Annotated in this window: 10 protein-coding genes; 1 reads left to right on the top strand and 9 read right to left on the bottom strand. The window is 59.6% G+C overall.

What is annotated here, in order from left to right; translation table 11 throughout:
- The first annotated feature begins 228 nt into the window (after nt 1–228).
- Nucleotides 229–1,050: a posphoenolpyruvate synthetase regulatory kinase/phosphorylase PpsR gene (gene ppsR / locus EXZ61_RS08515; protein WP_142810903.1), complete on the top strand. Its 822-nt coding sequence runs from the start codon at nt 229–231 to the stop codon at nt 1,048–1,050.
- Nucleotides 1,051–1,078: 28 nt separating this feature from the next.
- On the opposite strand, the gene EXZ61_RS08510 is transcribed toward ppsR, so the two are convergent.
- From EXZ61_RS08510 to EXZ61_RS08470, 9 genes are all read right to left on the bottom strand, one after another.
- Nucleotides 1,079–2,164, bottom strand: coding sequence for a hypothetical protein (locus tag EXZ61_RS08510; RefSeq protein WP_142810901.1), 1,086 nt, complete (start codon nt 2,162–2,164; stop codon nt 1,079–1,081).
- A gap of 54 nt (nt 2,165–2,218) precedes the next feature.
- On the bottom strand, nt 2,219–3,121 hold the full coding sequence (locus EXZ61_RS08505) for a hypothetical protein (protein WP_142810899.1): 903 nt from the start codon (nt 3,119–3,121) through the stop codon (nt 2,219–2,221).
- Between the two features lie 99 nt (nt 3,122–3,220).
- Complete coding sequence (gene gbpA, locus EXZ61_RS08500; RefSeq protein ID WP_142810897.1) at nt 3,221–4,651, bottom strand: N-acetylglucosamine-binding protein GbpA; 1,431 nt, start codon at nt 4,649–4,651, stop codon at nt 3,221–3,223.
- 297 nt (nt 4,652–4,948) lie between these two features.
- Nucleotides 4,949–5,743 (bottom strand): heme ABC transporter ATP-binding protein, encoded by a 795-nt coding sequence (locus tag EXZ61_RS08495; RefSeq protein ID WP_142810895.1) that lies wholly within the window; start codon nt 5,741–5,743, stop codon nt 4,949–4,951.
- The gene (locus EXZ61_RS08490; RefSeq protein WP_142810893.1) at nt 5,740–6,798 is read right to left on the bottom strand and encodes a FecCD family ABC transporter permease; all 1,059 of its coding nucleotides are present in this window, start codon (nt 6,796–6,798) and stop codon (nt 5,740–5,742) included. The genes EXZ61_RS08495 and EXZ61_RS08490 overlap by 4 nt, the downstream gene beginning before the upstream one ends.
- Nucleotides 6,795–7,718, bottom strand: a complete 924-nt coding sequence (locus EXZ61_RS08485) for a heme/hemin ABC transporter substrate-binding protein (RefSeq protein WP_142810891.1) — start codon at nt 7,716–7,718, stop codon at nt 6,795–6,797. Before EXZ61_RS08485 ends, EXZ61_RS08490 begins: the two co-directional genes overlap by 4 nt.
- Nucleotides 7,719–7,741: 23 nt before the next feature.
- The gene (locus tag EXZ61_RS08480) at nt 7,742–8,824 is read right to left on the bottom strand and encodes a hemin-degrading factor (protein ID WP_142810889.1); all 1,083 of its coding nucleotides are present in this window, start codon (nt 8,822–8,824) and stop codon (nt 7,742–7,744) included.
- On the bottom strand, nt 8,821–9,183 hold the full coding sequence (locus tag EXZ61_RS08475) for a hypothetical protein (protein WP_142810887.1): 363 nt from the start codon (nt 9,181–9,183) through the stop codon (nt 8,821–8,823). Before EXZ61_RS08475 ends, EXZ61_RS08480 begins: the two co-directional genes overlap by 4 nt.
- Nucleotides 9,184–9,252: 69 nt before the next feature.
- Nucleotides 9,253–11,502 carry a TonB-dependent hemoglobin/transferrin/lactoferrin family receptor gene (locus tag EXZ61_RS08470; protein WP_142810885.1) on the bottom strand — a complete coding sequence of 750 codons (2,250 nt, stop codon included), beginning with the start codon at nt 11,500–11,502 and terminating at the stop codon, nt 9,253–9,255.
- Between the last annotated feature and the right edge of the window lie 7 nt (nt 11,503–11,509).

The following is an 11,509-nucleotide window of genomic DNA, read 5'->3' as shown; positions in this document are numbered from 1 at the left end:
AACTGTTTCACTGCTTGCCGCCCACGGGGCGGACTCTTCTCGCGCCACCACATGGCAGCGCCGGCAAAAAGCACCTCCCCACCACCTAGCTTTTGTTGTTGCTGTTATGAAAACCAAGCGGCGAAGGGAAATGCGCTAAATTTGCGACATTGTAGGGCGCGTGCCGTGGTGGCTTGGCGTCTCATTTGCTTCAGCGCTTGCACAACACTCACAAGGCATACCCACTCCATGCAACAACGCACCATCTTCTTTGTATCTGACGGCACCGGTATCACCGCGGAGACCTTTGGCAACGCCATCTTGGCGCAGTTTGAAGCCCAGTCACGCCACGTGCGCCTCCCCTTCGTCGACACGGTAGACAAGGCCCATCACGCGGTTAGGCAGATCAACCATGCAGGCGTGGTGGACGGCAACCGCCCCATCGTGTTCAGCACCTTGGTCAACATGGATGTGCTCAAAGTCATCCAAGAGGGCTGCCAAGGCATGCTACTGGACATGTTTGGCACCTTTGTGCACCCCCTAGAGCAAGAACTCAAAACCAAGTCCAACCACCGCATTGGCCGGTTTAGCGATGCCAGCAAAAGCAAGGAGTACCAAAACCGCATTGAAGCCATCAACTTCTCACTGGCCCATGATGACGGCCAAAGCAACCGGGACTTGGAGCAAAGCGACGTTATCTTGGTAGGCGTGAGCCGCAGCGGCAAAACCCCCACCTCGCTGTACCTGGCCATGCAGCACGGTCTGAAGGCCTCCAACTACCCCTTGATTCCAGAAGACTTTGAGCGCCGTCACTTACCACCGGCTTTACTCCCGCACAAAGACAAGATTTTTGGATTGACGATTCAGCCCGAGCGCTTGAGTGAAATTCGCAACGAACGCCGCCCCAACTCGAAATACGCATCCCTTGAAAACTGCCGCATGGAAGTGGCCGAGGCGGAGTCCATGATGCGGCGCACAGGCATTCGCTGGCTCTCGACCACCACGAAGTCGATTGAAGAAATCGCCACCACCATCTTGCAAGAGATTCACCCCAAGCACCTGTCCTACTAGGGCCCTGCAAGCGGCGGACTGTTGCTAGCTACTTACCAAAGGTAAAGTTAATCGCCGACGCATTGCCTGCTGGGGTTGCGTTCAAGGCCATGAGTTGGTTGAGCAAGACAAACGTGGACTTGGTGTCCAAATCATCGTCTGCGATGTAAAAAAAGCTGCCCCGGTACGGGACCACCACGCTGGCTTGCCCCGGCACCGGTGGCGTAGCAGAAGACCGCACCCGAAAGACACCTTCCAGCAAGGTTTGCCAATCAAAGTCCCCGACCCCGTCGCGGCGCTGGGTCTTACGCACCCTGCCTGCGTCCAAATCCGCCTGGGGTGCCTGTATACCCTGCGCGATATAGCTCATCGCAGAAATCAAGGGCCGGGTGGAAATGAAAACCACCCCCGGAGTGTGCGTCTCAGACCCTGACAAAATGGGAAAACGGTTGCGAGCCAAGTCCAAGCCCAGCAGGGTTTTGATGCGCTTGACCTCGTCCACGAACTGCGGTTGCGGCACAAACACCAGTTCAATGCCCTCCCCCCCGGGGGTCTTGCCTAGCTCCATGTCAGCATTCGTTTGCAAAAGCCGCATGAGACGCACCACCTCTTTAAACTCTTTAAAGATGGGCTCGACCGCAGGGGTGGGCCCCGCCGCAGATGGGGCGTTGCGCAAGCCATTCATCTCCTGAACCCCGATAGAAAACACACGGTCCATGGACCATCCCGACTTCACCAGCAACAGCAGTAAGTCAGGGTTCATCGGGGTCAGCATTTGGCGCACAAACTTTTCCCCATCAATGGGGGCATAGAACACCGTGGGCTGCTCGTTAAACTCCAAGATGCCGTCGCCCAAGTTCAGGGTACGGCTCAAGGCGTCGGCCGTGGATTGCAAACTCAAGCCGCCCCGCACGCTCCGGTTGAACTCATAGGATGCAGCAATGCGCTCCACATTCGTAAAGTAAGTGGTGTCGCGGTACAAGATACGCACCAAATTGAGCAACATCTCTTGGTCATTGGACATCTGCACTGCTTGGTTATAGGCCGGACGACTCGACGAGATGGTCGACGGCCCCATGACCGAACACGCACTGAGTTGCAGCAGCACCAGCAGCGGAAAAAATACTCTTGTCATTGGAAAACTCAATCTAAACACGCGATCAACAATCAAGACAAGCCGCTAGGCCGCTTAAGGAGCCACATCCAAAGCCTGCACCGACACGTAGGCAAAGTCCATACTTTGGTAGCCATCCATGCGCAAGGTCGTCTGCCAGCCACCCCAATCTACCAGCGTATCGTAGCGACCTGTGCGCTTGCCCGCCTCGTCGACATACTCACTGAGCAATTGCCACTGCTGGCGTGGCTGCCCCAGAGCATCAAACGGGGCCAGGTCTACATAGAGGCGGTTGATGACTTGGCGCGCATTGCTCGGGTTGCGAAAGCTTTGCAGCTTGATGCCCGTCCACGTGTTTTCTTCCAACGCAAAAGCAAATGCCGGCTTGAGGGGCACATAGTCGTAGTCCGGGTGCGCCAACTCTTTGCCAAACCGCGTGACGTGGGGGTTGCTGCTGGGTGCCACCGTCATCATGGTGCACGAGGCGGCGTCCCCATCTTGAGGGTGGTGCCCGCCCCCGCGAATCTTCAACGTAACTTGGGCTATTTTCGGCGTCAGTACCCCGTGCACGCGCACAAACACCGTGAAGTCTTGGTCCCGCACATCGGCAGCACTGCTCAAAAAACCACGTTGGGTCTTCCAATTGAACATTTGGCGTCCGCCGCTGGCATACAAATGCAAGCGGGCGGTGTAGCCCGCGCCACCGCTGCTGTAGGTCAACGGTGTTGCAGGCAGATTCCAAAACCGCACGCCCTGTTCGGTGTGCGACGTAGCCCGCGCCTTGTAGTCAAACCCGAACTGCGGTGAGGTGTTGGGGTCCGAAGCGCCTAAGTGCAAGCTACTTCCACCCGGCTTGGGTGACAACAAGGTTGGGGACTGCGCGAACCCCAATGGGCTTACAAGCACCGAAACCATCGCCACGGCCCAAGCCCAATGGCTGCGCTTTAGATGCCATGGCGTCTTTGAAAAGTGTTGCATGGCGCAATTCTAGGCACACACGCATGCTGTACCCAGGCTTGCGGCGGGCTCGGGTGCCTGCGCCCCCCTCATTGAGTCGGACATGCCGACACTCACGGCTTAGCGAGCGATCCAAGCCTCTTGCCAGTTGCGCCCTGTGCCTGGCTCGAACTGCGGCGCGGCGGGGCTCCACTGTCCGCAGAAGCCAGACTGCGGCCACGGCTTGCATTCGTACACCGCGCCGTTTTTGGGTTGAAGAACGCGGGTGCCCGCCTTGTAGCTCTTGATTCCTTCGGGAAACTTGTATTCAAAGTTCCCAACGGGGCCGCCGCCAAACAAGTTCACTTCATAGGTCTTTTGAATCAGAGCGCCACTGCCCTTGACTGCACCTTTGATCACCAATTGGTAGACCCCGGCTTGGGCTTTTTCGACCACCAAGCGCAAGTTCACGCCACTGTTGTTGAGCACCGTACTGGTCATGCCTTTGGTCTGGCCGTTTTTGTCAAACAAACTCGCGCTGACATCCATATCGCCTACAGCAGTGAGGCTGAAAGTGAGTGCCGCCTGACCGTTGGCAATGGGGTATTGCCCTGCCAGACCGCTTATTAGAAGGTCCACGCCGGGTGGCGTGGGCGCTTTGTCAATCTGAACTTCAATGCGATTGATAGGGCTGTCTTTGCGGACAAAAACCTCGTTTTGACCTCGGGCCGGGGCAATGCTCCCGTCGGTGGCCATTTGACCTGCGCGCACGTTGGGCTGTTCAGCGTTGATGCGCGTCGCCAACAGGAAGGGCCAGGTGTTGCGCTCGCCGTCCGTTGCGTTGCCAATCGTGAGGCGAGTTTGCAACTCGGGGCGCTCGCCGCTGGCGTCAAACACGCGTGTGGCCACCTTGTCACCGGCTTGCAAATCCACCGATGGAAAGAGCATGCCTTTTGCGGACCAGGTTGGAATCGCGGGGGGTGTGCTGCCATCTTGGAATTGCACGTCGGCCACGTTGTAGAAACTGTTGGGGGTGTCCCCAATCTCCCACACCCCTAGGATGATTTGGTAGCCCGTGCGTGGCGGTACAACGCAGGTGTGAGAAACCAGTTTGGGCGGTTGGCGCATTCCCGCATCTGCAACACAGAAAGGCTGATTCTCAAACGCTGCGCGCGTGAGCTTGGCGTTGGCATTCCATCCTTGCTTGGTGATGTAGTAGCGAAAGTTGCGGGCGACGTGGTTGGCGGTCAGCGTCCAGCTGAATGTTTGTGGACCCGCACTGATGGCACGCTTGGTCCAACGGCTGCTGGTTTGCTCATCGAGAGGCGAAAACTGCGCCAAGTTCGCACCGGCAATACTGCCGTCCGCAGGGCCTCGGTCTGGAAACCCTGACGGGGCTTCCAGGCTTTGTGGTTCCCACTGGACTGCACCGCAGTTGCTGTTGCCACCACTGCGGCAAAGCAGCCCACGAGACTCTGGCATGCTCATGTAGCCATGGGCCAAAGCCTGCCCGGCAAGCACCAAGCCGGCGGCGAATGTGAGTGAAGTTCGAGAAAATTGTTTGGAGTCCATCAATATGCAACGAGAGTGATGCAGGAATTGTCAATGCGGATTTTTGCCCATTGCTGTTTTTCTAACAGATCGTAACCAAAGCATGGTCTTTGATGCAATTTGGCATTTTTCATACGCAGCAACGCCGCCGTGCGCTACAGCCCCCGGTGCGCCAGCACTTGCGGCGCACATTTCACGCCCGACTGAAAAGGCCGGTGACACATCGGGCACGCATATACGCCAAGTAGCGCTTCAGTATTGATAGCTAGTTACGCAGTATCTACGGGCGCAAACAGCAGTTTTAACCCTCAAGAAAAGCTATGCGGCGGACACCAGCAGTTGCCCCACCCCATCGGCATGTGCCACGGCTTGGGCTTGCACGCCCCAAACCTCGGCCACCACTGCCGGGGTCAACACTTCGCGCGGCGGTCCCTGGTGTGTGAGGCGGCCCTTTTGAAGCAACAGCACGTGGTCGGCATAGCGAAGCGCAAGGTTCAAGTCGTGCAAGACCAGCACGGCCCCCACCCCTTGGCGCACGGCCCAGTCTTTGGCCAAGGCCAGTACCTGGTGCTGGTGCGCCATATCCAGCGCAGCGGTGGGCTCGTCCATGAGCAAGCACCGAGGCTCGCCGCTGGCAGTGGGCTCCCACAGCTGGGCAAGCACCCGCGCCAGCTGCGCGCGGGCACGCTCGCCACCGCTCAATGCCGTGACCACACGGTGTTGCAAATGCAGCACACCGGTGGCGGCCATCGCGGCTTGCACGATGCCAGCCTCGTGGGCACTGGGCTGCAGCCGATGCGGGTAACGTCCCAGCTCCACCAACTCACGCACCGTGTAGTCAAACGCCACGCTGCTGTCTTGGTGCAACAGCGCTCTCACACGGGCTGTTGCCGCAGGCGACATGTCATCCAACAGCGTGCCGTTGAGCCACACCCGACCCGAACTCGCCCGACGCTGCCCACTGAGCAAGGCCAAGAGCGTGGACTTGCCAGCCCCATTCGGCCCCAAAATGGCAGTCACTTGCCCGGCAGCAATTGCTGCAGTGGTGGCTTCCAAGAGTTTGGCACCACCCACATTGCAGCTGACTTGGTTGAGGCACAGCATGGCATTCATACCCGCCCCCGCATTTGGTAGAGCAAGGCCAGAAATGGGGGAACACCCACAAACGAGGTCAACACGCCCAATGGCAGCTCCGCCGGTTGCACCCAGGTGCGCGCCACGCTGTCGGCCAGCAGCACCAGCACCGCCCCCAGCAAGGCAGAGCCCAGCAAGGTCACCCGGTGCCCGGGGCCTGCCAACATGCGCACACAGTGGGGGGCGACCAGCCCCACAAACCCAATCATTCCGGTACATGCCGTAATGGCACCTACCAGCAACGCACACAGCAGCACCGCGCGGCGCTTGAGCTGCTCCACGTCCACGCCCAACATCACGGCTTGCGCCTCGCCCAACGCCATAGCATCCAAGGGGCGTGCCAAACGCATACCAACGAGCACGCCTAGCACCACCAAGGTAGCCACCAGCCCCACAGCCCCCCAGCGTGCGCCGCCCAAGCTGCCCATCATCCAAAACTGCAGACTGCGCAGCTGCTCATCCGTCGCCACAAAACTCAGGTAACCCAGCGCTGCGCCCGCCAATGCGTTCACAGCAATGCCTGCCAATAGCATCATGCCCACGCGGGTGCCACGCTCAGACTGGGCCAGCAGGTAGATGCACACTGTTACCAGCAAAGCTCCGGCAAACGCGGAAGTGATGAGGTACCAGCTACCTAGCCATTTGGCCGCAAGCGGAAACCACGCAGCGCCCACCACTATGGCCCCTGCTGCGGCCAAGGCCGCGCCCGCGCTCACGCCAATCAAGCCCGGGTCTGCCAAAGGGTTGCGAAACAGCCCTTGCATCAGCGCCCCCGCAAAGCCCAGACCCGCGCCCGCTACCAAGCCCAACACCAAGCGCGGCAGGCGAATATGCAGCAGCACCAGCTCCGCTGGAGACTGCACTTCGCCGCCCTGCAGCCAAGCCTGCAATACGCTGCCCAGGTCAGCCATGCCAATCGCAAAAGCACCCCGGGTGCTCGACCACACCAAGCTCAACAAGACCATCACCGCACCCGCCACGATCACCGTGTTGGCAGGCACACGCGGCGCAGCTCCGAGCGACGCTGTGCTCATGCCACCCCCATGCGCTTGCTCAGGGCCAGCACCGTAGCGGGCATGCGCGGACCAAAGCCCAGCAGCTCCAGCGCATCCATATGCACCAAGGCGCGGCGGCGGTAGGCAGGGGTCAAAGCCAGTTCCGGCCGCTCCCAAAACCGGGCCTCGCCACCCATAGCGTCTAGCCCCTGGGTGCTTGTGAGGATGATCTCAGGAGCCGCAGCCGCCATGGCCTCCGCCGTCATAGGACGGTAGCCACTAAAGCCACGCATCACATTCTCAGCACCTGCAAAGCCCAGCATGGCGTTAGCGGCGGTTTGCATACCTGCCACCTGTGCAGCTCCGCCATGCGCCAAGATGAACAGCGCTCGCGGTCTCTTGCCAGCGAAGGCTGCCACGTGCGCCTGGGCCTTGGCCCACTGGCTATCCAGCTGCGCCAGCAGGGCTTGGGCACGCGGCAATTGCTGGGTGGCTTCGCCCACGGCCAGCAGCTTGCGCTGCACCTCGGCCCAGCTGTGGTCGGCCTCTAGCAGGTCCACCCGCACCCCAGCGGCGCGTATTTGCGCAATCACCGCCGGTGGCCCTGCCTCGCCACTGGCAATCAATGCATCGGGCTTGAGCGATAACAAGCCCTCGGCGGAGAGCTGGCGCATATAGCCCACCTTGGGCGTGTTTTGCGCGGCGCTGGGGTACACGCTGGTCGTGTCGGTGCCCACCAACTGGGCCTGTGCGCCCAGGGCATACACACACTCAGTGATCGCCCCGCCCACTGCCACGATTTTGGGCAAGCCGCTCTTGGCGGAGCGCGATGCGCTGGCTGGGCTTGATTGGGCCCAGCTCAGGCTCGGGAGCACAGCATGGGCAGACAGGCCGCAAAGCAGCCCGATGGAGGCGCGCAGCGCTGCGCGGCGATGCAGGGGTTGGCTCGTGTGGGGCATGGTGCTTGGGCGCGCTGCGCATATCAGGCCAAACGGGGCACACCGGCCACCAGGTCGCGCCATGCTTGCAGCTCAGGCACGCCGGGTTTGCGCACACCAAAGAACATGGCCATGAGCTCGCCCTCGCGGTCAAATACTTCGATCGACGTGACGATGCCGTCTTCCGTGGGCTTCTCCACCGCCCAGGCGCTGGCCACCATGTCTTCACGCAAATGCAAGTTGAAGTCAGCATCCAACACATTGATCCATTGGCTGCTAGGGCTCACCATAGGTTCCACCCGCTTCACGGAGCCGCTGTGAATTTGAATGCATCCGGGGTTGCCTACAAACACCATGATGGGCGTGCCCTCCAAGCTGGCTTCGTACAGCACATGGCGCACGCTGGAGAGTGCCAAACGGCTGGTGAACTGCCCTTCTACCAAGGCCAATGCCTGCTCGCGCTGCACATCAAACTTGCGCAGCAAACCAAAGAACTGGTGCGTGTCGGTCATCGCCCCCCACGCCGCAACCAAGCCTTGGGCGTCAATGTCGGCATCGGGGCGTGCGGGCTTAGGCGCTGGACGGGTGCTGAACACATAGGCCACCTTGTTGGCTGTGTGCTGGTCCATGAGTGCTTGGAAGGCAGCCAGATCAGTCGCATCGCGGGTGAACACCTTGTGCACCGCATCGCCATGCGCGTCATAAAACTGCAGGCTGAGGACCGGTGGGTTCGCCGGGTCGTTCGCCAATTCCGTGACTGCAAAGCCTGCATGCCACTGGGTAAAAAATAGGCGCAGGTCAATGGCTTCGCCCAGAGCCAGGCCCATGCCACCATTGGCGCTCACGTTTTGATAGACACCGGTCTTCTCATGCACGGTGGATTCATTGCGCGTAAGTGCCATCACCGGGCCACAGGCTTCCAGCCCCTTGAGCAGCTCAACCCAAGGACCTTGCAGAGCTTGCACCTTGAGGCGGTAGCCATGCTCGCCCACATGCGCGGCCAGCGCGGCACCTTCACTCACACCCAAACTGTGGGCCGCGTCGCGGGCGCGCTTGCCCGCTGTGCGGGCCGCGTGAAAGCGCTCGCGCACTTGGGTGGGGTCTAGGGTTTCTAACACTGCATTCATTGAAGTTTCTCCGGTGGGGTGTGCCACAGGGCACGGGTTTGAAGGTCGGGAGCCAAGGCCGTGGGTGCGGCGCTTGCGTCGGACTGCGGTTGCAGCCAATGCAGGCGCAGCTTGAACGCCATGGCCTGTAGTCCGGGCGACACCAAAGGGTGTTGCGACAACATGCTCAAGTTGCTAAACACCTTTTGCGCCATAGCCGTGCGTTGCGGTGCATCGGTGCTCGCACCAAACCCTGTCATCAAGGCCATGGTGGCGGCAAACAAAGCCTCCACACAGGGCATCTGGTACTCCTCGCTGTCAGCCGACGAGGCTGCAGCATCGTCCATTGCCAAAGCGCCGGGGGAAGCAACTATTGCCATAGAGTCATCCTTACAAGCAATCCAAACAGGTGAGGCAAGACATGCCGACGCAAGCGGGGCCAAACGGGCTTAGAACTCAGCCACCACGGTCACCTGCGCGTTGCGGCCGCTTTGGGTGTACAGATCGACGAAGCTTGCACTCTTGTCTAGGCCACGCACATCGCTCCACCGCCATACCTTTTGGTCGGTCAGGTTGTTGATGGCGGCGTTCAAACGCAAACCTTTGCGTACGCGCCACTGACCGCTCAGATCCAAAGTCACCGCCTCAGGGGTGACAAATTGATTGGCAGCTACCCCGGGGTCGGTGTTGTCCACATCACTGGCGGACTTGGCCGCGTAGTGGGTGGCGCTTAGACGGGCATCCCATGCAGCGCTGCTGTACTTGAGGCCCAAATTGAGCTTGGCTGGGTCAATGGAGTTGATGGGTGCACCCGTGTCGCTGTTAGTGCCTCGGCTTTGGCCATACGCCCATTGGGTAGACACGATGCCGCTGCCTACTGTGCCCAGCATCCAGTTCCCTTTGATCTCAAAGCCTGAAATCTGGGCGCGGTTGATGTTGACTGACTGAAACACGCGTGGTGTGACGCCCGTGGCACTTACCTGCTTTCTATCTTCAATCAGGTCGGTGTAGCGGCTTTCAAACACGGCAACATCTAAGTCGACATGCCCCAAGCGGCCGCGCAGGCCAAGCTCAAAGTTTTGGCTGCGCTCAGGCTTCAAATCTGGGTTAGGGATGGTCTTATAGCCCTGCAGTGCATTCTCAAAGAAGTTATTGACCTGAAACGCGTTGGGCGCCTTGAAGCCTGCCGCGTAGCTGCCATACATGCTCCAGTCAGCATTGGCCCGGTACAAGGCTCCGAGCTTGGGTGAGACGGCGTTGCCCGACAGCGAAGTGGCTGTCGACTGAAAACCTGCTTGCTCGGCTTTTAAGCTATAGCTGTCAAAGCGTATACCGGGGGTAATCGTCCAATCCCCCACGAGCCACTCATCATGGACATAGACAGCGCTGCTGCTCTCGCGCGTATCAGGAAAACGCTTGACGGGAAGGGAGTCGCCCGGTGCAGGCGTTACCCCAGTCAACATGCTCTCGATTTGCGTGCTTACCCCATCCACACCATAGCTCAGTTTGTGGCTACCGACTCCCACTTGTGGCAATAGCTTTTCAGCACGCAAGCCAAACTGCCATGCTTTTTCTTCGTAGCTAAGGTCTCGAATGCGGTCTGCCGTGGTGTTGCGGTCTTCATAGGAGTAGTCCTGCGACTTGGACGCTTGGTAGCTCAGCGCCCCCTGCACGCTATCCGCAAACGCTGTGTCTACGCGTTCGCGCGACTCAAACGTCAAGCGGTCACGCTGTTGTGTGATGGCAGTCTTCAGCCCAATGACAGTAGACGCCAAGATGGGCGGCTTTGCGCGCGCGGTCATCACGTCAACATCACTGCGCTTAGCTACATGCTCTGCAGTGATGCTGTGTTTGCTGCCGGCTCGAGGCTGAAAAACCAGCTTGCCCATGACAGACTCGGTTTTGTCGGTTTGCGGGTTTGGCACGGTGCGATCGCCATTGGCAACGTCGTTCCTCCCCATATTGGACATGGCAGATGCATTGTTGACATTGGCAGCGACCAGCCATTGCACGGTGTCAGTCGCCTTGCCAGCCAGCGCAACGCCAGCCGTAGTGCCCGCGTCGTCAGAGCTGTAACCTAGGCTAGCCGTGCCACCAAAAGATGCGCCGTCTTTGAGCATGCTTGCTGGTTCACGGGTAATCATGTTGACCACCCCAGCCAAGCCGTCAGAGCCATACAAAGATGCAGCAGGCCCCTTCACCAGTTCTACGCGCTCAACAAGCCCAAGGTCAAAATAGTCCCGACCAAAGGAATTGCCGCCAAAGGTGTAACTCAATGGGGTGCGCATGCCATCCACCAACAGCAAGACGCGGTTGCCATCCAGCCCCCGAACGTTGAAGCCAGCATTGCCGTCACGCCCCTCAGCAACTTGCGCCAAGGTATTGCGCGTAGGACTGCGCTTCACCGACACATTGGGCATGTCACGCGCTACATCGCGGATGTCGCGAATTTGCTCGGCCTCGATGGCTTTGCGGTCTTTCACCTCCATCGTGATGGGCAGCTCGTCTTTGTCTTGCTCGCTGCGTGAGCCGCTAACCACCACTTCTTTTAAGGCTGGCACATGGGCATGCACTGATGCTTTCGCCGCCTGTGCCACCCCTGTTTCTTGCGCAATAGCCGCATGGCCCGCGCACGCCAAACCCAAGACCAGCGCCGCACGACCCGACGCAGAACCACCCGACACCATGACATCCAACATGACCAAT

Source organism: Rhodoferax aquaticus, assembly GCF_006974105.1.
Classification (GTDB): Bacteria; Pseudomonadota; Gammaproteobacteria; order Burkholderiales; family Burkholderiaceae_C; genus Allorhodoferax; species Allorhodoferax aquaticus_A.
This window is presented reverse-complemented; position numbering and strand designations above follow the sequence as displayed.